Source organism: Anabaena sp. CCY 9910, assembly GCF_963920875.1.
GTDB classification, from domain to species: domain Bacteria; phylum Cyanobacteriota; class Cyanobacteriia; order Cyanobacteriales; family Nostocaceae; genus Trichormus; species Trichormus variabilis.
In genome coordinates, this window is sequence record NZ_CAWUDJ010000018.1 from 77299 (window position 1) to 99306 (window position 22008).

A 22008-nucleotide genomic window follows, 5' to 3' on the forward strand; every position below is an offset into this window, starting at 1 on the left:
CCTGCTCGCCAAAAGAATTACAAATTTTTCATCCTTAAGTTTCTAGTATTGCGGAGTTAATTTCTTCATAATAACAACAACACTTTCGCCTTTATGGCATGAGAAGCAAGGGAGGAAAATAATTATGGGGCTGTTTGACCAAATTCTCGGTGCTGTTAGCAATCCCAATCAACAAGGCAGTTTAGGTCAACTAGGAAACATCATTAACACTGTAGATCAACTAAGTAATCAAACTGGCACAAATCCTTCGACAATGCAATCTGTCATAGGTGTAGTAGGTAACTATGTACGTTCCGCTTTACAACAAAAACAAGCCACAGAGGGTAATGAAGCGACCCAAGCATTAGTTAATGAATATGCCGGCACTTCTTATAATCCTCAGGCAGTTAATTCTCTATTTTCTCCTAACATACAACAGCAGGTAGCACAGGTAGTATCCCAACACACAGGTTTAGATGCTGGTACAATTCAGCAACTATTGCCAGTTATCGTACCTTTAGTATTGAACTTTTTACAATCCGGCGCTAATGCTCAAAATCCTCAAGGTGCTGGAAATTCTGTTTTGAATTCTTTCTTGGATGCAGACAAAGATGGTGATGTAGATATCGCTGATGCTATGCAGTTAATGAGCCAATATGTTGGTAGATAGTAACATCAGTGGTGATTTGTAATAAGTAAAGCCTGATAGCTAATAAGCCCGGCTCATCTTTATGTAGAGATAATTGTTAAAGTTTTTGGGGTGGAAAGATACAACCATGTTCTCTACCCTCTACCTAATTTTCGATTCATGAGAATCGAAAATCCCCTGGCGAAAATATCTGACCATTGAAGAAGAATCCAGAAGTCAGAATTCAGGAATCAGAATCAATTCGTGAGGGATTCAAACCCGCCAGTAATTGTAGACCGCTAAATTAAAAATTTAGCGGGGGTGCAAAAACGCCGTTTATACTCCTACGGAGAAGCAAGCTACATTCGCCCTTCGGGTGACGCTCCTTACGTCGCTACCGCTACGCTAACGCCAGTTCCCTACGGAGGGAAACCCTCCTTCATTCAAGACTGGACTCACCACTCGCACAGAATTCAATTGGAGAATGCTGACGACTGACTCCTGAATTCTGCTTTGATAAAAGTCTTTTATATAATTTTCCTATTTTTGATAGTATTGACTATTCTTTTGATAGAGCTTTCGTTAAAAATTAGTCAGTACTATTTTAAGTGTTAATTGACAATTTATGATATGACTAAATCACAAGATAAAGAGAAAAAATATTTCCTCGAATATCTTTCTCTTGCACCAGTTATTGCTGTTATAGCCATATCAGTTGCCTTTTCTACGTGGGCAATTTTTAACCATATTTTTCCTGATCTTCTTTTCCATCCTCTACCATAAGGAGTTTTAGGAAAAGACCTTCCCTAATAAATCTTTTATCTGTCTTCCCGAAAGTTTTCTGATGCTCATCAGCATTCAAATCTGCATAGTCGTAAAAATGACAGCTTTCAGCAGAGATTGATTTTATTATCTGAGAAAATTTTAGTTTTTCTCACTGTTGTCCCTGTAACCTAACTTCTCAATCATTCAATCTTCACCTTATAAAGATATTTTGTGAGCTTCGGGTAATTTCCACCAGGGAAGTTGAGGATATTCGTGATGCTCTTTGTGGTAGCCGAAGTGATAGCAAGTGACGAAAGACCAAAAAAGAGGTAATGGGATACTGCGCGCACAATGGGGGTTAGTATAACCACCTTCTAGCTTTTTATGCGGTAAAAATGTACCAAAATAAAATAGTTGTACTGAACTTAAAATAGAAGGTATCATCCAAAATATAATTAAATTATTTTCTGGTATATGTACAAGACTTTTAAGTCCGTGAAAAATCATCACTAATCCGAAAATTTGTGTCCATCGCCAATAAGACTTCATAAAATGTAGATACCAAAGAAAGAAGTTTTGGGGATGACCATTGTAATAATCAGGGTCTAAGTCAGTACCAGGATGTCCGTGGTGTAGCCAATGTTTTTTCAATAAATCTTTATAAGGTAATAATCCATACAGGATGAGAGTGAGCTTACCTATAAAATTATTTATTTTAGGATTTTTGGGATAAACTACGCCGTGCATGGCATCATGAGCAGTAATAAATAAACCTGTATATAAGAATGTCTGCCAAAGCATGGCTATGATTAATAAGCCCTGATTAATTATGGATGTATCTATTGAGAGTAATAAGATTAAACTAATTGCCCATAAAAATAAGATAAAACAGGCAACAAATATACCCTTATTAGTATTTTTATCATCCCTGATTGTCGATGACAGTAACACTAGTTTTTCTGCACGTAGAGATGATGGTTGACACTGAACCATGCTCTTACCCCGTTATACTTTTTAATGAATTAATCAGTGAAATTTTGCAAGTAATAAAGGTAATGATTTTACTTTTAACTTCGTTTAGCTTAAAGTTTAAAATCTAGTTTTTACCTACTTTTTGGCAAAATTAACAGTTACCAAAAAAGTATTTATTTATCTTGCATTTCCTAGTATTACACAATATTAACAATTTGTTACATTCTGAGGGTGGAAAATTTTTCTGGGAAAATTCTCTATATGGAGTCTTATATAAAGTTTGGCTAATTGTTTTCCATCTGCTTACTCTAGTTGGGGGTAATCGCTAAGAGAGAATTATTTTCCCATTACTAATCCCACAGCTATTACAAGCATTCAAATTGTTATTTAGATGTTTCCCTTACCCACCTACACCCTTACACCCCGAAAGGCTTATATCTTAAAGATTTGCGCTTATCTTAGTGCCATTCGACCTGAAGATGTAGTGTTATGTAGGGTAGGGATGGACTAAAGACAGTATTTATACATAAATTTTTCTGTAGTGGTACATAAATGTTCATTTAAATGAGACAAGGTTTGTTCAGCGATCGCTCTGGGTACACCTCCATAGTATGCTTGAGCGATCGCACCAGTAATACAGGCGATGGTATCGCTATCACCACCAAGGGAAACGGCATTGCGAATTGCATCTTCAAAGTCTGAGGATTCTAAAAAGGCAATAATTGCTTGGGGGACGGAACCTGGACAGGTAGCATCATATTGGTAAGTCGGTCTGATTTGTTCTAGGGTTTGGTCTAGGTTGTAACCAAAGTTATTTTGAATGTAGGATTTAATCTCTGCTTTATCCCAGCCTGTCCTGGCGAGGAAGATGGCGGATGCTGTAGCTTGTGCGCCTTTGATCCCTTCTGGGTGGTTATGAGTAACTTCTGCACTACCTTTAGCTTGTTGCAAGACAGTGTTTAAATCTGGAAAGGCAAAGGCAATAGGACTGACGCGCATAGCTGCACCATTACCAAAACTATTGTATGGTTGAGTGCTGTTAGATTTAGCCCAGTTACTAAAGTTACGTCCATAACCTGCATATAGGTAGCGACGATAGTACCACTTGAATTGGTCAATGTATTTACTGCTTTGAGGAAATTGATCAGTGTTGAGGATCACATCTGCCACTGCCACAGTTAGCACCGTATCATCAGTGAAGCGACTCTGCCTGCTAAACAAGGGAAAATCTTTCGTTTTGATACTGTTTCCCTCATAAACTGAACCAATTATGTCACCTGCGATCGCACCCAACATATTATCTTTCACTTAGTCATCTTAGGCTGGTTTTTCTAGGTGTAGTATTGCGTTATGCTCAGGTACACCTCCAAGCGATCGCTTGCTTTCCTCTAAATAGTACATTTCTTTGAGGCCAATGTACTTACAAATTACTGAATTTGAATTTTGTTGGCGCAGCCTACCCGTGGGGTATTTTGAATTGATTCATCTTTTGGCTTTTCGTTGTTGAGCTTTCATGGTCGGATTCATCCACATTTCTAAACGGCTCAGAACTTGAGAAGCTAAAAGTGTTAAACATAAATATACTATGGCGACAGCCGCATAAATTTCAAAGGCACGATAGTTGTCTGCAACAATCAATTGCCCTTTGCGGAATAACTCTTCAAATCCAATCACGGCAACTAAACTCGTATCCTTTAACAAACTGATAAACTCATTACCCAAAGGTGGTAACATTCGCCGGAAAGCTTGGGGAAAAATTACCAGACGCATTGTCAACCAAGGATTTAAACCTAATGATTTAGCCGCTTCTGTTTGTCCAGTTTCTATTGATTGAATACCAGCACGGACAATTTCAGCGATGTAGGCGGCTGCATTTACACTTAAGGCAATAACTCCCGCTACCCAACGGTCAAAGTTAAATGTAAAACCAAGTTGTTGAGCAAGTGCTGGTATTCCAAAGTAAATCATAAAAATTTGTACTAGCAGAGGTGTTCCCCGGAAGAAATCTACATAAGCTCTGGCTAATAAACGTGCAGGAGTAAATTGAGAAAGACGAATCAACGCAATTAAAGTACCACATATTAACCCCAATAATGTAGACAAAATTGTCAGTTGTATGGTGACTAATGCACCTTGTAATAAAGTCGGGAGAAACTGTAAAATCAGTTTAATTGAGCTAGATTTACGAGTATTATTTTGATTTTCATAGAGTGATTTATCTGGTAACGATGGTGGTTCTGCTTTGAACCATTTCTGGTAAATTTGGGAATAAGCACCATTTGCTAACACCCGATTTAAGCCATCATTAATTAGTGCCAAATAAGGGGAATTTTGGGCTGTAGCAATCCCATAATATTCTTCTGTCAGCAACTTTTCGACAACTTTAATTCCTTGTAAATTGCCTGTATTAATAGCATATAAAGTCACAGGTGCATCATTGATGACTGCATCTACATTGCTATTCAGTAATTCTTGTAGGGCTAGGGGTGCAGAATCAAAGCTACGAATTTGCGCCCCTGGAATACTTTTGGCTTTTTCTGCGCCGGTTGTGCCAATCTGCACGGCGATTTTTTTATTTTTGAGACTGTCAAAACCTGTAATATCTTCATCGCTGGAGCGAATAGCGATCGCTAACCCTGCTTTAAAATAAGGACGAGAGAACGCAACGGTTTTTGCCCGTTCGGCAGTGATGGTGATGGAACTAATCGCCGCGTCTACAGTTCTGCTTTGCAAGGCAGGGATAATCCCGTCAAAAGGCAGACTTTGGAAACTTACTCTCAAGTTAGCAGCAGAGGCGATCGCATTCATCAAATCTATAGAAAAACCCTGTAAATTTCCCCCTTGCCCTGTAAACTCAAAAGGTGGAAAGGCTGGTTCTGTTGCTATCCTTAGAGTTTTTTCCTGACTTAAATTGCCACTACAACCAGTAAGTAACAAACAAATTAAGCTCAACACCAGACACCAGCGTCCAAAAATCTGCTTACTCATCCAACTTCTCCCCTGTTATAACAATGGTGATTATCAGATATTTTGATGAGATATGTTAGTTAACAGAAATTGGTGTTGGGAATTAGCAGCATCAGGACGCGGCCCTGATTGGCTGTGTGTAGTAGAAGTGACCCCGCAAAGCATACCACAACTTGAGGCTGTAATTTCTCAATTATCCCTACCATCATTTACATATATTCCGGTGCATGACCATGACTGTTATCACCTGTTTGTAAATGAATCTCATGCCGAAGCATTTAAGGCGAACTTAGAAGGGAAAAACCCGGTAAATATCTGGATTTACCACTCCATAGAAATTCATAGTCATATCATCAAGATTGAATGTGGATATGGCGGCTACCCAGACAGTGTTTACCACAGTATTGAAACAGCTTTTTTGCTGGATTTATGTAACAACCCAAATATGGCGATCGCACAATGGCACCTATATGCTGGTGGTATGGGTTATGATTACATCACCGTTAAAACAGGTAAAACTTCTGTGGAACTCATGCAGTACATAATTGGTTAAAGATATTCGCGCAAGAAATCGAAGGGATCATCTTCCCAGCAAGGTTCGGGTATCATCAACTGCAAATTAACATTGATATCAGCTTCCACTTCATCTATATCATCTCTATCAAACATTTCTAATAAAGCCTTCCAGTCGCGTTCCTTCAGAGAAGTAAATACTGGAGCGTAAATCTGAGGATTGATTGGATAATTCACAAACAAAATCGGAGTTGAAGGGTGCAAAGAATAGATTTGAAGACTGGTAAGCATTCATATTCTAGCTTGAACCAGGATATTCTCATATATGCAAATTTTCGTAGTAGATCGCACCTATTACATCATGAAGCAGTCAACAGTTAACTGTCAACTGTCAACTAATACTAGACCAAACACTTCTGCAAAAGCCTGGACAACATGAACTCGTACTTCCTCACAAGTAATTCCTGGTATCCATTGGGCTAAACTGCCAACAGGCTTATCAGTAATGCCACAAGGGACGATTCGGCCAAACCCTGTCATATCAGGACAGACATTTAAAGCAAAACCGTGCATGGTAATCCAACGACTAACTTTAATCCCGATGGCTGCAACTTTCCTCCCTTCTAACCAAACCCCAGTTAAAGATGGCAGGCGATCGCCTTTTAAGCCGTAAACTGCTAGTACACGGATGATAACTTCTTCTAATTGTCGCAAATACCAGTGCAAGTCTTGGCGATGGCGGCGCAGATTTAAAATCGGATACCCCACTAATTGACCTGGACAGTGGTAAGTAACTTCTCCACCCCGTTCAATTCGATGTATCTCAAACTCACTTTGATTAGGGTCAAATTTGAGAAATTCTAGACTACTGCCTTGCCCCAAAGTGTAAACCGGCGGATGTTCCAGCAATATCAGTACATCCTCTAGATTAGGGTAATCGATGCGTTGGTGCAAGAGCGATCGCTGCCATGCGTGAGCTTCCAAGTATGGCATCAATCCCTTGTCATATAACAAACAACTGTTCTCTGGGGGTTTATTACTACGGATCATGCCAAAAATCAACAGGTTTTACAACTAAATATATTTCAACTCACAGCTTTTGAGTCAACAATTGTCAAGCTTTGCAAAGGATTTTAAAGGAACATCAAGGGAATCAGCCATCGCAAATACAAAGTGCTAGTTTGAATATATAACCACATCAGGTGTTGGGAGGAATTCTCTACAATAAGCATCATGCCAAGTTCATAAAGAACAAATACACTGGCTGATGAATCTAAAATGAGTTATTTGCATCTACAGTCGTTGTGTAATCCATCATCAAGTAAGCAAACTTCTTTTAACAAGCCAGAAGTAACTACTATCAAGTTATGTAAAGTTTGTTTCCATGAAGCAGGAAGTCAAAACAGCCATTTCTCATATTACCTTATTTGAGAAAAATATCTGCTTATGCCATTGTCTAGCGAACAATTGGTAACTCAGAAATCAGGTGGAAGATGCAGAAAACTTTAGAACAAGCTAGCCGTATATAAGAAAGTTCACATTTGGTATTGGTGCAATAAATAGAACTTACCGCAGTCTCTTTTCATACAAAAACACCATCACATCAAATATTGTGCTATTGAGCGGGAGAGTTTACATGAAGCTTGTCATCCACGGCAAAAATATAGAAATTACCGATGCGATTCGAGAATATGTGCATCAGAAAATTGAAAAGGCGGTTAATCACTTTCAGAACATCACCAATGAAGTGGATGTCCATTTAAGCGTGGCTCGCAATCCCCGAATTAATACCAGGCAAGCAGCTGAAGTTACCATCTATGCAAATGGTAGCGTCATCCGCGCGGAGGAAAGCAGCGAAAATTTATACGCAAGCATTGATTTAGTAGCAGACAAGATTTCCCGACAACTGCGTAAATATAAAGAAAGAAAACAAGACCAGAAAACACAAGCTCTACCAACTACCGAAACCGTCGTACCAGAAACAGTAGTTGCAGATTTAATAGGCGATCGCACTCCCGAACTCCCTGAAGAAGTCGTCCGCACCAAATACTTTTCCATGCCCCCCATGACCGTTACCGAAGCCTTAGAGCAGTTGCAACTAGTGGGGCATGACTTTTATATGTTCCATAACGCCGAAACAGGAGAAATTAACGTTATTTATGAACGCAACCACGGCGGCTATGGTGTGATTCAACCCCGAAATAATAACGGACACACCAACGGAAAAAATGGTAAAACTCATCATGTCGTGATGGCGGAAAAGTCTCATAGTAGGTAAGGGACTGGGGACTGGGGACTGGGGGATCAGGTGGTAAAATTTATGCCCAATACCCAATACCCAATACCCAATACCCAATCCCCGATACCCTATTTATTCGCCAACTGTTGCAGAGTTTTCAACGCTTCCTCGACGTGTCCTTGGAAGTTGAACATGGAATCAAAAACGTATTTGATAACTCCCTGTTGGTCGATGACGTAAGTGACGCGACCGGGAAACAAACCAAAAGCAGCTGTTGCGCCGTATAGTTTGCGTACTTGGTCGCCTTTGTCGCTCAACAGAGTAAAAGGTAAATTGTATTTAGAAGCAAATTTTTGGTGAGATTCGTTAGAGTCACCACTGACACCAATAATTTCCGCCCCAGCAGTTTGAAAAACTTCATAGCGATCGCGGAAAGCACAAGATTCTGCTGTACATCCTGGTGTATCATCTTTGGGGTAAAAGTACAGCACCACAGCCTTTTTACCGCGAAAATCACTCAGGCTCACCGATGAGCCATTTTGTGCAGGTAAAGTAAAATCAGGTGCAGAGTCTCCAACTTTAACTGGCATATAAAATTAATAAACTATACATTTCTTTATATTGTATGACTATTTGTGAAAGCGATAGCGCCAGCGCCGACTTGTCAGTTCGCCTTTCCTAAATAGGCTTTTGAGTCGGTACACCAACAGCACGAGGAAAATTAGCTGGTGTTTTAGCTACCTTCCGTAAGTAAAGACAGTGCCGAACGCTGTTAGTTAAGGGGGTAGTAAAGTTGTCTATTAATTCAACTGTGCCACCTAACTGCCGCACTGCATTTTCCAAAGATGTAGTTTCTTCTTCAGTCCAAGTACCACGATAAATTACAGCCAAACCACCTAACTTTAGTAAAGGTAAAGTATATTCTGCACAGGCCGAAGCAGTGCCAACCGCACGAATCAAGGCAACATCATATTGTTCTCGATGCTGTGGTTGTTGACCAATTTCTTCCGCCCTACTAACCAGAGTTTTGGCATTAGTCAGGCCAAGTTCCTTCAAGATTGATTCGATAAAAGTAATCTTTTTGCGCGTTGAATCCACCAGCGTAATTGTAGAATTAGGGGCGATAATTGCCACAGGAACACCAGGAAACCCAGCGCCAGTACCAATATCAATGACAGATGCACCCACTGGCAGAAACGAGATTAATTGTTGCTGTGGTGCGACTCCTCGCAGTGAATCCCAAAGATGTTTTTCCCAAAATTCCTGCGGTTCAGTGATGCGAGTTAAATTTAACTGACGATTACCTTCCAGAATTAACTCATAAAGCTGCTGAAATCGCGCCTGTTGAGAGTCTGTTGGTTGCCAATTAAGAGTTTGCTGCCAAATTTCAGCCATTTCTGGCAATAAGTTAGTCATTAGTCAATAGTCAGTGGTCAATAGTCAATAGTCAATGGTCAATGGTCAATGGTCAATAGTCAACAGTCAATAGTCAGTTGTCAGTTGTCAGTTGTCTTCCCCTGCCCCCTGCCCCCTGCCCCCTGCCCCCTGCCCCCAGTCCCCAGTCCCCAGTCCCCAATCCCCAGTCCCCTCAACTGCTGCAAGAAAATAAATACCAACTAACTGATCACCAGTCCTGAAAATTTCGCTGATTTTTTTACATTTTGTGGCATAAATTTAGTGAATGCGGGCGATATGTATACAGCAGCATTGATTCAGTGGGGATTGAACCATGACTAAAACTACCAACCAGCTAGACGATTTCGCCATCACACTACCAATTACTCAAGCAGCTCGTATTGCTGCCCAGCAGTTCGCCAACAGACAGCCTAATTCTCAAAAGGCCGAGCAAGTTAGGCTCAATACTTTGGCTGTGTCAGTGGTGAATGATTATTTGCAAATGATGGAAGTTGCAACTAATTTGACAGCTAGTGACAGTTGGAACCCATTAATGCAGCTATGTGGAGATGTAGCTGACCTAGAAGTTCCTTCAGTTGGTCGTTTAGAATGCCGTCCTGTTCAGCTGCATGAGCAAGTATGTTCTGTTCCCCCAGAAACTTGGGAAGAAAGAATTGGTTATGTAATTGTACAAGTTGATGAAACTAATACAGAAGCTAAATTAATAGGTTTTACTAAAAAAGTTAATCAAGAAACATTACCTCTAAATCAACTACAACCTATAGAAGCATTGATCGATCGCCTAGAACAACTCAAAACTTCTCCTGTGGATGCTTTGGTGAATTTGAGTCAGTGGTTTGTCGGGCAATTTGAATCTGGCTGGCAAACAGTAGAAACTTTGTGGAATTCCCTGGAAGCTAGACCTGCTTATGGCTTTCGTAGCCCTGTAAGCACTCCAGATACAACTTTGAGTCAAGCAGAAGCCGTTACCAGACGAGCAAAACTCATTGACTTGGGGATCAAAATAGTTGACCAACCAGTGATGTTGATTGTGGAAATTGCACCTGAAGCTAACGGACAAATCGGTGTTCGTTTGCAATTACACTCCACAGGTAATCAAATACATCTACCCACAGGAGTAAAACTGACAGTAATAGACACTTCCGGCGCAGTATTTCTAGAGGCTCAAGCCAGGAGTGCTGACAACTACCTACAACTACAATTTCGTGGGGAAATTCAGGAACAGTTCAGCGTTCAGGTCGCATTAGATGATATGAGTATTACAGAGAGCTTTGTAATTTAAAGCAACCAGATTTTTACTATGTAGTTGGTAATAGGTAAATACCAATAAGTAACTAAATTATTGATATGTAGGAACTTCAGGTAAACTGGGCGGGAATTGCTGATTTGTCAAAAATTGAGTAAATCAGAACTCCAGTGGTTGGGAATCGGAGCAAAGCGACGGTCATGGCAAAGTTAGTAGTACTGAAATTTGGAGATGGTAGTTTTGAGCAGGGGTTTACCGTAACTCTTCAGATTGGTGAAGAAAGCGATCGCCCATCGACGGAAATCACAGGTAAGCTCCCACCATGTCCCGAAATATTACTTTACTACTGTCGTTGGCAGTCCACCTATCTACAGCTTGGTAATGGTTATCGTTTAGATGCTGACAAAATCCAAGTTACAAATGTGTCAGTAACTCAAGATTGTCATGAGTTAGCCTTAATTGTCCGCGCTCGCTTTAATACTTGGCTACAAGCACAAGAATTTCGACCCTTACGGGAAAAATGGCTGGAGAAATTACAGCCCACCGATGAAATCAGAGTAATTTTACAATCAGAAAATAGCTACTTACAAAGATTACCTTGGCATATCTGGGATTTACTCGAACGCTATCCCAAGGCAGAAATCGCCCTCTCCTCACCAAGCTATGAGCTAATTCATAAACGCAGAACTTCCAGTCCAACTGTAAATATTTTGGCGATTGTCGGTAATAGTCAGGGCATTGATACCCAAGCAGACCAAGCAATGCTGCAAAATTGTCCCAATGCGGACGTTAGCTTTTTAGTAGAACCACAACGCAAAGAATTAACAGATCATTTGTGGGGAAAAAGCTGGGATATTTTATTTTTTGCTGGACACAGTTCTAGTCAAGGAGACGATGGGATTGGCAGAATCTACCTCAATCAAACTGATAGCCTCAGTATTGGTGAATTAAAATATGCCCTTAAACAAGCGATAGCAAGGGGTTTACAACTAGCAATTTTCAACTCTTGCGATGGATTGGGACTGGCGAAAGAACTAGCTGATTTAAACATTCCCCAGATCATTGTCATGCGCGAACCTGTTCCCGATCAGGTAGCCCAAGAGTTTTTAAAATATTTTCTCCTCAGCTTTGCTAATGGTGAATCTTTATACCAAGCAGTCCGGCACGCACGGGAGCGATTGCAAGGATTAGAAGATAGATTTCCCTGTGCGACTTGGCTACCAGTAATTTGTCAAAATCCTGCTCAAAAGCCACTCACTTGGGAGGAACTCACAGAACCACCAACCCAACCAATATTTAATGATGTCCCACCAGTCTCTAAAAAACGCGGATTAAAAAGGACTGTATTTTCGAGTTTGCTAGTGACCGCCGCAGTTTATGGATTAAGGTTTTTGGGCGCTTTACAAACTGGGGAACTGCAAGCATTTGATCAGATGATGCGATCGCGCCCCGACGAAGGCCCCGATCCCCGGATATTAATCGTCACTATTGACGATGAAGATTTAGCCCATCAGCGACGTAACAACGAGTACCTAAAAGGTACCTCCATATCAGAAAAATCACTTAATTTACTCCTAGCAAAAATATCCCAGTATCAACCAAAAGCTATTGGCTTAGATATTTATCGTGATTTCCATGCCGAACAACCAGAGTTAATCTCTCGACTACGACAAACTGAGAATTTAATTGGTATATGCAAAGGAAGTGATACCAGCGAAAATATCAAAGGCATTGAATCACCACCAGAAATTCCGCAAGAACGGCTGGGATTTAGTGACTTTGTTCACGATGATGATGGTGTAGTACGGCGACATCTCCTGTTTATGAGTCAAGAAACAGCCTCATTATGTTCTGCGTCCTATGCTTTCAGTTCTCAATTGGCATTCCGCTATCTATCCTCCTTAGGCATTCAAGCAAAATTTACCTCTGGACAATTCACCAAAAATTTAAAGCTCGGTGATACCGTACTGCATCGCCTTTCGTCTCGCATGGGAGCCTATCAAAATATTGATGCCAATGGTGGTCAAATCTTACTAAACTATCGCGCCGCCAAGAAAATCGCCGAACAGGTGACACTTACCCAACTTTTATCTAGTCCTATCAATCCCAACGCCATTAAAGACCGGATTATACTCATTGGCGTGGTAGCCAAAGGCGACTTTCCCGACTATTGGGCTACACCATACGGCCATCTTCTAGATGAGCAAATGCCCGGAGTCATGGTACAAGCTCACATGGTTAGCCAGATTATTAGTGCTGTTTTAGATGGACGCTCTCTGTTGAGGGTTTGGTTGCCTGGGTTAGAAATAATCTGGATTGGAATTTGGGCTGGATTAGGAGGATTCCTAGCTTGGAGATGGCGTTTGCTCCCTCATTTAGCATTAGCAGTTGGTATTAGTTCTAGCGTTTTGTACTTATTATGTCTGAGCCTGCTAGTTTGGGGCTTTTGGGTTCCCTTTGTCCCATCAGCTTTATCCCTGGTATCAACTGTTACGCTAGTTACAATTCAAAATTCCAAGTTTCTAGAGGAAGAGGGGGGATAGGGGGCAGGGAGCAGGGGAAGCAGGGGAAGACAACTGACAACTGACAACTGACTATTGACTATTGACTAATTTGGTTTTACTTACTATGTCTACTTTAAAACCGATCCAACTATTATTAGCCTTAACTGTTGGCTACACCAGTTTATTAGGCGCAAATTCTGGGGTATTAGCAACGACACCTGTTAACCCACGTAACAATAACAATATAAGTACTGCTCACAAAAAAAATACCTTTGTTCAACCACCTCTACCTAATTCAGAACGTCGTCCTGGTGGGCGTGTTCGTGGTGGTGCTAAACGGGGTACTTGCCCATCTGTTGAACCTCAACTCACCGCTTTAGTACCATTCACTCAAGATGCTCCTACAATCACCAATGTTTGGGGATTGACCACAAAGGCGCATCCGACATTTTTGTTTTATGTGCCGTATGCCAAAGATTCTGGCTATCCGACAGAATTTGTTTTGCAAGACCAGGATACAAATATTATTTACCAAAAGGCGATCGCTCTACCTGAAAAACCAGGAATTATTAGCGTTTCTCTGCCTGCGGATGTTGCCGGTTTAGCTGTAGATAAGCAATATCGTTGGTTTTTCACCGTAGAATGCGACCAACAAAAGCCAGCACCCCCAATTTATGTTGAAGGAGTCGTTCAAAGAGTCCAGCTTACACCCGAAACTACCAAGCAACTGGAAACAGCATCACCGTTACAACAAGTAGCCATCTATGGGGAAAATGGCATTTGGTTCGAGGCAGCCAACACACTGTTTCAGATGCTGCAAACAAATCCTCAAGACCCAGCCATCCAAGAAAATTGGCGGCAATTACTCACCAGCATTAGCTTGGGTGACATTGTAACCAAACCTATGGTTTCCCATAAACTTTAGTTGGGGATTGGGGACTGGGGACTGGGGACTGAGGATTGGGGACTGGGGAATGAGGATTGGGGATTGGGGACTGGGCGAAAATCTTGAAGTAAGTTGTCCCCCTGCCCCCTCTGCTCCCTCTGCTCCCCTGCTCCCTCTGCCCTCACTCCTTCAACCTGGGATGCTGAGGACGGCAAGGGCTACCCCAGCAAACCTGCCCAGCCGGCATATTAGTAAAAACACTGCTGCGAGCGCCAATCACGGCGTTAGCTCCTATTTCCACCCCTGGCGCGATGAAACAATCTGTAGCGACCCAAGCACCGTTACCAATAGTAATCCCTGCTACCTTTAATCTAAATGTAGGGTCTTGGATATCATGGCTACCTGTACATAAGTAACTTTTCTGTGAAATTACGCAGTGTTGCCCGATGTGAATTTCATCTAGACTGTAGAAAACTACATCATCGCCAACCCAACTGTAATCCCCGATGGTAACTTTCCAGGGGAAGGTGAAACGTGCAGTGGGACGAACTACCACACCTTTACCAATCCGCGCACCAAACAGACGTAAGAGCCAACAACGTATGTTACTAGAAGGATGGGGAGTCAGAGGAAATGCGATCGCCTGCACCAACCACCATAACAAAACATACCAAGCTGAACGCCCCCGATCAAACCAAGATTGGTCGTACTGGCGTAAATCTACAAAGGGTTTGTCGTTAGTCATTAGTCATTAGTCATTAGTCATATCTCCCAAATCTTCTAAGTTGTAGATTTCTCGATTTCTTGGGTGAGAGATGGCGGGATAGAATTAGAATTATTTGCAGTATTTAATGTACCACCACAATTGCGTAATTCGTAGAGTTTAACGCCAATTTGATATTCATATTGACTGAGTAGCCTGCCATAAATATATCCGGCTCGACCATCTAAAAAACCTAAGCGAATAACGTAGAACAAAATAAACCTTAAGAGTGGCTTAAATGGCAGACGTACCCAGACTCTCTTGAGAAAGCGCTTGCGTTGTACGGCTTCACCAAATAAATTGGCTCCAATCGTATCCCTATCATCTTGACCTGTAATCAGGTTGTAATAAACGCGAGCTTCCCAGTTGGAATAACGATTGTGTCTTTCTAACCAGTGGTAAATGTCGCGGAAATCTTCATGGAGCATATCTTCTTTGAGATAACCAACTTTACCCTGCATAACAACGTGTTCATGAACTTCGTTATCACCAGTATTTGGTACATCTTCGGTATGCAGATTTTCGTAGCGACCTAATTTATGCTTAAATAACCGCAAATTCCAATCAGGATACTTGCCACCATAGCGAATCCATTTACCTAAGAAAAATACACGCCGATTGAGATAGTAACCTGTATATTCTTCTGTTTTGATTACTTGGGCGATTTCATCCCACAATTCATTGGGAATACGTTCATCACAATCTACAATTAATACCCACTCGTTGCGAAATGGCAGATTATCTAAAGACCAATTCTTCTTTTTCGGCCAGCGTCCATTAAAGTAGAACTGTACTAGATTTGCACCATAGTTTTTGGCAATTTCAATACTCTTATCAGTACTTTGAGAATCTACAATAAATATCTCATCTGCTCTTTGTAGGCTATCAAGACAAGCTGGCAGATTTGCCTGTTCATTTTTGGCGGGAATGAGTACAGAAACGGGAACTTTGGCAGACATATATAATTTAGTTTAAGGGACTATTGACTACTTTTATTATTAGCTGTAAACAGCAAACCTTGAAGGACAGCATTTAAGTAACCTATTTGACCATAAGCATATACTAAGTTATCAAAACGTTCTGCTGGATTAGAAAAATAGCGGAATGCTTTATACAAGCCACGCGCTAACCGTTCGCCACCCCTTGATAACTGTCCAACACCGGCTTTCCCTGATAGTTGTTCTCGATAACACTCACTAATTCCTTGCCACCAACCCCGATTTAAAAACCAGGAGCGATTGAGGCGTTCTGGGGCAACGTTGTGAGCAACCAAAGCTTCTGGAAGGTAAGCAACTTGCCAACCCCCTGTGAGGGCTAGTTCTGTCATTTGTAGTTCCTCATTGGATAGGAGGTTTTTGCCGATGCGACCAAGTTGAGGGTCAAAACCTCCAATTTCTTCGAGAAAAGTCCGGCGGATGGAGTAATTCAATCCCCTTGGTGTTAAGCCTGGTTGTTGAATGTAAATCACTTTGTCTCCTAAGTCATAGGCTCCCAAGTTTCCTGCTAACCCAGGAGATAACCACCTTGGTGGCTGGGTATCTGGAGGCCATAGGAGAGTGACTTTACCACCAGCGATCGCTAGTTGAGGATAGTTTTGATAGGCAGTGTACAATACCTGTAACCAGCGAGTACTAGCAACTGCATCATCATCCAAGTAAGCCAGAATTTCGGCGCTAGCAAATTTAGCACCAGTGTTTCTGGCTACAGATAAACCAATGGTGGGTTCAAAGACATATTTTAAACGAGGATCACCGGTTCTTTGCTCGACTACTTCACGGGTGCGATCGCTAGATCCGTTGTCTATAACCACAACTTCAAACTCACCAGCAAAATCTTGCACCAACAAGCTATCAATCGCTGCACCTAGATAGGTATCTCGATTGTGTGTACAGATAATGGCAGAGATTTGCGGATCTGGCATGGTTATTGATGGTGGATTTTACGTTCGCTGCGTCATTCGTAATTAATTTAACTCGAAGTCAGTCAGTTTTGCCTTTAACTACTGAAACTTAATCTATACTTAGCTTTCCTCCTTACCAACCGCGTTTTTGCGGAAATAATGTGAGAATTTCATGTCTGTTGAATGTGACTATGTAAAACTACGAGGGTTTCAGCTAGTTGACTGAGACGAGTTTCCAGATATTGCTTACGTCCCAAAAATTGCCGTAATTTTTGGTAACGAGCGATCGCCATACTCACACTAGCCAACTGATCTGCTGGACATGGGCGTGACCAAACTCTACCAGAATTATCCAACCCACAAAGATGATAACCAGTACGCGGTGCTTGATGAGGTACTTTCCCATCATTAGCACAAATTTCTTCTACGTAATTCATCAGGCGATCGACTTCTGCATGGCGTAACGTAGCAGTACCAGCAGCTTCAGGTTCGCTAGGATTGGATTCTAACCAACCATTAACAATTGGCCCTTCTAAGTAAATATCTTGAATTTGTTGTAATATATGGTGTAGTTCTTGCTGCCAACCAGCAACTATTTCTTGAATTTCTTGCAACATATTCATCGCCAACGCCGGGTTTGCGCCGTGGCGATGACTACTGAAGGTAGGTGTCTTAAATTTTGGCAAGCTTGGTGTTTTGCCTAGCCCCTCCTGTGCCGGAAAAGTCTGCACAGAACTATGGTGGGGAAATAAATTCTGTTCAGGCGCATACTCAACCGGGGTATCTATGTCCAGATTTTGTGTCTGTTCTGGGCTATTACCTTCACTTTCGGCTGTGTCTTTACCTGCAACACTAATCCTAAAAGATAGTGGACGTTTTGTAGAATCACTTACTTCTGTCGCAGCAGTGTCCTTTGTCCCCAAATCATGTAAAGTTGCTTCAATGCGTTTTATGCCTGCTTTCATATACCTATTCCTCAAATCTACGTTCCCCAAAGCTATTTAATATTTGAAAATGGGGGTGTTAAGATTTTTTAGCTTGTGCCAATTTTGGCATAAATAATGCTGGTGATAATTTTATCTCTTAAAAGTTATTTATTTACACTAAATTTTTTCAAGTAAGGGGTGTAGGGGTGTAGGGGTGTAGGGCGACAAATCAATTGAGGAAACAACTTTGGGACAAGTGATCTTAATTACGGGGCCTGCTAGGTCTGGAAAAAGTGAATGGGCGGAGACTTGGGCAAGGGAGTCCGGGAAAACAGTTATTTACGTGGCTACGGCAACCAATAACCCAGATGATGCAGAATGGCAAGAACGTATTCAACAGCATCAAAACCGTCGTCCTCAAGATTGGGTAACCCTAGAAGTTCCGACTACATTATCTATAACTCTGGCAGATACCAAGGCTAACAGTTGTGTTTTGGTGGATTCTCTGGGAACTTGGGTAGCGAATCTTTTAGAACAAGATGAAGTCAGTTGGGCAAGTACCGTAGCCGAATTTTTGGTAACAGTACAGCTAGTTGCGGCTGATATGGTGTTTGTGGCGGAAGAAACTGGTTGGGGTATAGTGCCAGCATACCCTTTAGGCAGGAAATTCCGCGATCGCCTTGGTGCTTTAGTCCGCCAATTAGGTGGGATGTGCGACAGCGTTTACTTAGTGACTGGCGGTTATGCACTCAATCTCACCGCTTTGGGTACACGATTACCAGACTCAACAGACTAAGAATGATTAAGAATTAATTAAAAATTATTAAGAGAACTTGATTATTATTTTGTTGTGCAAAGTCAGACACTTTCTTAATAGAAAATTAAGTAGTTAGTCTGCAAAATTCCCTAATACCGATTGTAAGATCGTGGTATGGCAACCAAAGAAGAAGTAAGAACATATCTTGCCTACTGGTTTCAGTTGGGTAAGAAAGTAGTGGTCGGTCATGAGGGGACACACTTGTTGCCTCAACCTATATTCCAAGGCGATCGCTATAGTCAAGAATTTGAAGACTGTTGGCAAAAGATTCTCTCACCCTCAACTGGTGACTGTTATCTAGAAGGAACTGAAGAAACTATTGCCGATCTGCTAACCCCCGGATGGGAGATGATAGCTTGCGGTCGTTGTGCCATGCCAGTACCGATGCGGAATCTCGGTATGCCTCCCTTATCCTGTCCTTGTGGCAGTTTACCGGGCTGGCCGAATACTGAACTACCCACACCACGATCCCCCATCAGTAACCAAGAGCAATTAAAAGTAATTCGGAATCGGCTTTTAGGGAATTTGTCTACTGCTAGGCAATGAATTAATAATGGTAATGGGTGATGGGTAAGCAATTACTTATTACCCTTTAAGTAGTTAGTGGGGCGCGTCAGTATGAATATTTTCTTGATACAGCTAGGTTTTCTCCCGCTGACGCACCCTACATTTGGGATATCTTTTTATCTGGAAGTCCCCTGAGCCGTTTTATATGGTGAATGGTAAGTACAAGAACGCTGACCAAACAAAGTATAACGGTGATCGCGGACTTGGGCATAAACGCGATCGCCCACCCATTTCACCCCCGGTAAAGCTCGATAAGCATCAACAAAAATACTCCCAAGGGGCAATAAACGACCAATCTCTTCAGCAGCGTCGCTTCCTTGCCAGCGTCGTTGCGGCTCCTTAGCATCAATTAAAATCACTCCTAGTTCACAACCTTGGGGCGTAATATCCCAATGAGCGATCGCCTGCTCATCCTGCATGGGGATATAATGGAAAATCTTGCCTTGGTCTAAGGTTTCTAGCAATCTGACTAAAGTAACGCAGAGATTACAATTGCCATCATAGACAACGTAGTAATTTATTGAACTCATAACTATTTCTGTATTGATTTAAGTATTAAGTACACAAAGTATTTTAATATAGTATTTATTCAGTAAATTTCAGTTAAATTGCCAATTGCTTTTACTAACTTGATTTTTGGCGCATTTAGTCAGTCTGAAATACTGAATATACTGTTACACCAAAACCCAAAAACCTTGGGGTGAGAATGATGTCGGAAGAGAAAATCTTAAGCGTTGATTTTACTCAAGAAGATGCCTATACAGAAATTCTACCGCGATCGCCCCTGGTTTCTAGTTATCATGCCCAATGGCAAGGTCTACGGTTAGATGTTCACCAACAGCCCGGTCATGAAACTCCAGAACACAGCCCACAGCAACACGTCCTCACTGTTAGTTTAGAGCAGCAAATAGTCCGTTCAGAGCGCATACTTGATGGGCGTTTGCAGTATGAGAACATAGCTAAGGGCGATGTGGCAATCATTCCTGCCCAAACTCGTCACATATCACGCTGGCAATCAGAAGCAAAATTTCTCGTCCTCAGCATGGAACCAGCTTTTTTTACACGTATGGTCATAGAAGCTGGAGACTTACAGAAAATTGAAATCAAACCTCGTTTTGCTGCACCAGATCCTTTAATTCAACAAATTGGGCTAGCACTTCAAACAGAACTAGAATCTGAGCATAAAGGAAGTAGCATTTACATTGAATCTCTGACGACTACGCTTTGTATTCACCTACTCAAACACTATTGTGTAACAGGTGGAACCATCCTTGACGACCATCATCATAAAGGACTTTCGCACTGGAAACTCAGACAAGCAATTTCCTACATTCATGAAAATCTTGATCAAGATCTGACTTTGGTTGATATTTCCACAGCAGTAGGAATGAGTATGTATTACTTTTCGCGCCAATTTAAGCAATCAACTGGTTTCGCACCACATCAATATGTCATGAACTGCCGAATTGAACGCGCAAAAAAGTTACTGGGTAGCACTAACAAAACCATAGAGCAAATATGTACCCAAGTCGGCTTTCAAAGCCAAAGCCACTTCACAAATGTATTTCGTAAACTCATGGGTATTACACCCAGGGTATACAGGGAACAAGTCAAGACTTAATCGGGGCTTGGGCGTTGCATCAATGCGGCATGATTTCTATCACGCACAGACGCAGAGAGGATAAAGAGTTGGAAATTTCATATTGTTTCAATCCCTATTAGGGATTATGTGGTGTTGCAACTAGATGAAATCAAAATTCACGCGGTGGCGGTTGACAAGGAGTCGGAAGAATATTTAGCGGATGCGAATCGCGGCTAGACTAAGCAAAAAGATTCAAGATAGTGGAGAGTGAAATTTTCCCATTTAAACAGGAGGAACAATCAAATCCCGTTTGACAGCTTCAGAAATAACACGCCGTAAATATTTAACCCTTTCTTCAGAAGGCAGCCCAGCAAGCGCATCATGAACACTTTGAGGTAATTTGACTCCCGTTACCTTCTTCGCCAGTGGCTCTGTTAATTCTTCTGTGTATCCTTTAAATTGCTGTTCTTTGAAGCTTTCACTCTGTATCGGATTGGGGTTACTCATTTTGCCTAGTTAACCGGGCTTCTACTTCATTTTAACTCTGGAAAAAACCTTGGTCAATCATTGATATTCCCGGTTAACCGGGATATACTAAAAAAGTAGAGAATAAAATCTCTACACAGTACCTAGACAACTAAAGGAGGTCTAATGACGCAATCCGGCAACGGATACGGGGACTACAAACCCAAAGTCGAGTTTGAACACGTTGCGGAAGATGTTTACTACCGCGTCAACCCGGAAACGGGCGAACGTGAGGACGTGATGTACTCCAAAGATGTTCAGGAAGAGATAGAGGAATCCGAATCTGATGAATCGGATTCCGAAGGCTCGGACTCTCTTGACCCGTAACTAGCGTCTAGCTAGTGCAGCCTCTAGCCCCACTAGGGGCTGCCAGCCTCCTTTTAATCTAGGTTAACACTGTAGGTTAGTGTATGGATATTTGTATTCCTGATTATCTCAGAGTTTTCTGCAACGAAGACGGGCAATGGCAACACATTAGAGGAGAATCTTTCTACAACCCTACTGGTGAACCACCTGATCTGGAATTTGCTATCCGTAAATACGAAATTTCCCGCGAAAAAATAGCAACTGAATTGTTTCGCGTCGGTGGTGGACAAGCAGGTTATTACATTGGAGATTTGAGGCACCAACAATTTTACTATTGTGGTGCAGACGCGTGTTCAGTTAAGGATAAGATGCTATCACTTATAGACTCAAAAGATTAACCGCCCGTTTCTTCGCCGCATCCCCTTCGGCGATCGCAAAAGAAAAACTTATTAATGAAAGTTTCAATCCCTAATAGGGATTATGTGGTGTTGCAACCTGCTAGATTAC

General features: G+C 41.7%; 25 protein-coding genes and 1 CRISPR repeat array (1 of these 26 only partly in view). Of the genes, 12 read left to right on the forward strand and 13 right to left on the reverse strand.

Features of this window, described 5'->3' with window-relative positions:
* The first annotated feature begins 124 nt into the window (after window positions 1-124).
* Both ACM5QX_RS15265 and ACM5QX_RS15270 read left to right on the forward strand, forming a co-directional pair.
* The gene (locus tag ACM5QX_RS15265; RefSeq protein WP_414754294.1) at window positions 125-649 is read left to right on the forward strand and encodes a DUF937 domain-containing protein; all 525 of its coding nucleotides are present in this window, start codon (window positions 125-127) and stop codon (window positions 647-649) included.
* 588 nt (window positions 650-1237) lie between these two features.
* On the forward strand, window positions 1238-1390 hold the full coding sequence (locus tag ACM5QX_RS15270; RefSeq protein ID WP_414754295.1) for a PsaJ protein: 153 nt from the start codon (window positions 1238-1240) through the stop codon (window positions 1388-1390).
* Window positions 1391-1588: 198 nt separating this feature from the next.
* Here the strand turns inward: ACM5QX_RS15270 and crtW are convergent, their stop codons facing one another.
* From crtW to ACM5QX_RS15285, 3 genes are all read right to left on the reverse strand, one after another.
* Window positions 1589-2365 carry a beta-carotene ketolase CrtW gene (gene crtW, locus ACM5QX_RS15275; RefSeq protein WP_414754296.1) on the reverse strand — a complete coding sequence of 259 codons (777 nt, stop codon included), beginning with the start codon at window positions 2363-2365 and terminating at the stop codon, window positions 1589-1591.
* Window positions 2366-2851: 486 nt separating this feature from the next.
* Window positions 2852-3640, reverse strand: a complete 789-nt coding sequence (locus ACM5QX_RS15280) for an ADP-ribosylglycohydrolase family protein (RefSeq protein ID WP_414754325.1) — start codon at window positions 3638-3640, stop codon at window positions 2852-2854.
* Window positions 3641-3826: 186 nt separating this feature from the next.
* Entirely contained in the window at window positions 3827-5332 is a 1506-nt protein-coding gene (locus ACM5QX_RS15285; protein ID WP_414754297.1) for an ABC transporter permease subunit, read from the reverse strand.
* 52 nt (window positions 5333-5384) lie between these two features.
* Between ACM5QX_RS15285 and ACM5QX_RS15290 the strand changes: the two genes are divergently transcribed.
* The gene (locus ACM5QX_RS15290; protein ID WP_414754298.1) at window positions 5385-5864 is read left to right on the forward strand and encodes a hypothetical protein; all 480 of its coding nucleotides are present in this window, start codon (window positions 5385-5387) and stop codon (window positions 5862-5864) included.
* On the opposite strand, the gene ACM5QX_RS15295 is transcribed toward ACM5QX_RS15290, so the two are convergent.
* On the reverse strand, window positions 5861-6061 hold the full coding sequence (locus ACM5QX_RS15295; protein WP_414754299.1) for a hypothetical protein: 201 nt from the start codon (window positions 6059-6061) through the stop codon (window positions 5861-5863). The two genes, ACM5QX_RS15290 and ACM5QX_RS15295, sit on opposite strands and share 4 nt — an antisense overlap.
* A gap of 147 nt (window positions 6062-6208) precedes the next feature.
* Window positions 6209-6874: a lipoyl(octanoyl) transferase LipB gene (lipB, locus tag ACM5QX_RS15300; RefSeq protein ID WP_414754300.1), complete on the reverse strand. Its 666-nt coding sequence runs from the start codon at window positions 6872-6874 to the stop codon at window positions 6209-6211.
* Between the two features lie 586 nt (window positions 6875-7460).
* Here lipB and hpf point away from each other — a divergent pair.
* On the forward strand, window positions 7461-8102 hold the full coding sequence (hpf, locus tag ACM5QX_RS15305) for a ribosome hibernation-promoting factor, HPF/YfiA family (protein ID WP_414754301.1): 642 nt from the start codon (window positions 7461-7463) through the stop codon (window positions 8100-8102).
* Window positions 8103-8191: 89 nt separating this feature from the next.
* Here the strand turns inward: hpf and ACM5QX_RS15310 are convergent, their stop codons facing one another.
* Both ACM5QX_RS15310 and rsmG read right to left on the reverse strand, forming a co-directional pair.
* A complete protein-coding gene (locus ACM5QX_RS15310; protein ID WP_011320576.1) occupies window positions 8192-8653 on the reverse strand; it encodes a peroxiredoxin in 462 nt (153 codons plus the stop codon).
* Between the two features lie 88 nt (window positions 8654-8741).
* Window positions 8742-9479: a 16S rRNA (guanine(527)-N(7))-methyltransferase RsmG gene (gene rsmG, locus ACM5QX_RS15315; protein ID WP_414754302.1), complete on the reverse strand. Its 738-nt coding sequence runs from the start codon at window positions 9477-9479 to the stop codon at window positions 8742-8744.
* Between the two features lie 313 nt (window positions 9480-9792).
* Here rsmG and ACM5QX_RS15320 point away from each other — a divergent pair, with 313 nt between their 5' ends.
* The 3 genes from ACM5QX_RS15320 (at window position 9793) to ACM5QX_RS15330 (ending at window position 14154) form a co-directional block, all read left to right on the forward strand.
* Window positions 9793-10761: a DUF1822 family protein gene (locus ACM5QX_RS15320; protein ID WP_414754303.1), complete on the forward strand. Its 969-nt coding sequence runs from the start codon at window positions 9793-9795 to the stop codon at window positions 10759-10761.
* A 164-nt stretch (window positions 10762-10925) separates the two neighbouring features.
* Window positions 10926-13268, forward strand: a complete 2343-nt coding sequence (locus ACM5QX_RS15325) for a CHASE2 domain-containing protein (RefSeq protein WP_414754304.1) — start codon at window positions 10926-10928, stop codon at window positions 13266-13268.
* 85 nt (window positions 13269-13353) lie between these two features.
* Window positions 13354-14154 (forward strand): DUF928 domain-containing protein, encoded by an 801-nt coding sequence (locus ACM5QX_RS15330; RefSeq protein WP_414754326.1) that lies wholly within the window; start codon window positions 13354-13356, stop codon window positions 14152-14154.
* Window positions 14155-14296: 142 nt separating this feature from the next.
* On the opposite strand, the gene hpsU is transcribed toward ACM5QX_RS15330, so the two are convergent.
* From hpsU to ACM5QX_RS15350, 4 genes are all read right to left on the reverse strand, one after another.
* Entirely contained in the window at window positions 14297-14860 is a 564-nt protein-coding gene (gene hpsU, locus ACM5QX_RS15335) for a hormogonium polysaccharide biosynthesis acetyltransferase HpsU (RefSeq protein WP_414754305.1), read from the reverse strand.
* A 35-nt stretch (window positions 14861-14895) separates the two neighbouring features.
* Window positions 14896-15837 carry a glycosyltransferase family 2 protein gene (locus ACM5QX_RS15340; protein WP_414754306.1) on the reverse strand — a complete coding sequence of 314 codons (942 nt, stop codon included), beginning with the start codon at window positions 15835-15837 and terminating at the stop codon, window positions 14896-14898.
* Between the two features lie 20 nt (window positions 15838-15857).
* The gene (locus tag ACM5QX_RS15345) at window positions 15858-16799 is read right to left on the reverse strand and encodes a glycosyltransferase (RefSeq protein WP_414754307.1); all 942 of its coding nucleotides are present in this window, start codon (window positions 16797-16799) and stop codon (window positions 15858-15860) included.
* Window positions 16800-16948: 149 nt separating this feature from the next.
* Window positions 16949-17743, reverse strand: a complete 795-nt coding sequence (locus ACM5QX_RS15350) for a hypothetical protein (RefSeq protein WP_414754308.1) — start codon at window positions 17741-17743, stop codon at window positions 16949-16951.
* Window positions 17744-17951: 208 nt separating this feature from the next.
* On the opposite strand from ACM5QX_RS15350, the gene cobU reads away from it, so the two are divergent.
* Both cobU and ACM5QX_RS15360 read left to right on the forward strand, forming a co-directional pair.
* Window positions 17952-18500: a bifunctional adenosylcobinamide kinase/adenosylcobinamide-phosphate guanylyltransferase gene (gene cobU / locus ACM5QX_RS15355; protein ID WP_414754309.1), complete on the forward strand. Its 549-nt coding sequence runs from the start codon at window positions 17952-17954 to the stop codon at window positions 18498-18500.
* A 135-nt stretch (window positions 18501-18635) separates the two neighbouring features.
* Window positions 18636-19067 (forward strand): hypothetical protein, encoded by a 432-nt coding sequence (locus ACM5QX_RS15360; protein WP_414754310.1) that lies wholly within the window; start codon window positions 18636-18638, stop codon window positions 19065-19067.
* Window positions 19068-19204: 137 nt separating this feature from the next.
* Here ACM5QX_RS15360 and ACM5QX_RS15365 read toward each other — a convergent pair whose 3' ends face one another.
* A complete protein-coding gene (locus ACM5QX_RS15365; protein ID WP_414754327.1) occupies window positions 19205-19609 on the reverse strand; it encodes a thiol-disulfide oxidoreductase DCC family protein in 405 nt (134 codons plus the stop codon).
* A gap of 188 nt (window positions 19610-19797) precedes the next feature.
* On the opposite strand from ACM5QX_RS15365, the gene ACM5QX_RS15370 reads away from it, so the two are divergent.
* Complete coding sequence (locus ACM5QX_RS15370) at window positions 19798-20709, forward strand: AraC family transcriptional regulator (protein ID WP_041456325.1); 912 nt, start codon at window positions 19798-19800, stop codon at window positions 20707-20709.
* A 243-nt stretch (window positions 20710-20952) separates the two neighbouring features.
* On the opposite strand, the gene ACM5QX_RS15375 is transcribed toward ACM5QX_RS15370, so the two are convergent.
* Window positions 20953-21177, reverse strand: coding sequence for a hypothetical protein (locus ACM5QX_RS15375; protein WP_414754311.1), 225 nt, complete (start codon window positions 21175-21177; stop codon window positions 20953-20955).
* 144 nt (window positions 21178-21321) lie between these two features.
* On the opposite strand from ACM5QX_RS15375, the gene ACM5QX_RS15380 reads away from it, so the two are divergent.
* Together ACM5QX_RS15380 and ACM5QX_RS15385 are read left to right on the forward strand one after the other, a co-directional pair.
* A complete protein-coding gene (locus ACM5QX_RS15380; RefSeq protein ID WP_414754312.1) occupies window positions 21322-21522 on the forward strand; it encodes a hypothetical protein in 201 nt (66 codons plus the stop codon).
* An 83-nt stretch (window positions 21523-21605) separates the two neighbouring features.
* Window positions 21606-21899, forward strand: a complete 294-nt coding sequence (locus ACM5QX_RS15385; protein ID WP_414754313.1) for a hypothetical protein — start codon at window positions 21606-21608, stop codon at window positions 21897-21899.
* A 60-nt stretch (window positions 21900-21959) separates the two neighbouring features.
* A CRISPR array of direct repeats spans window positions 21960-22008; the repeat unit is 37 nt; unit sequence GTTTCAATCCCTAATAGGGATTATGTGGTGTTGCAAC (it continues 2251 nt past the right edge of the window).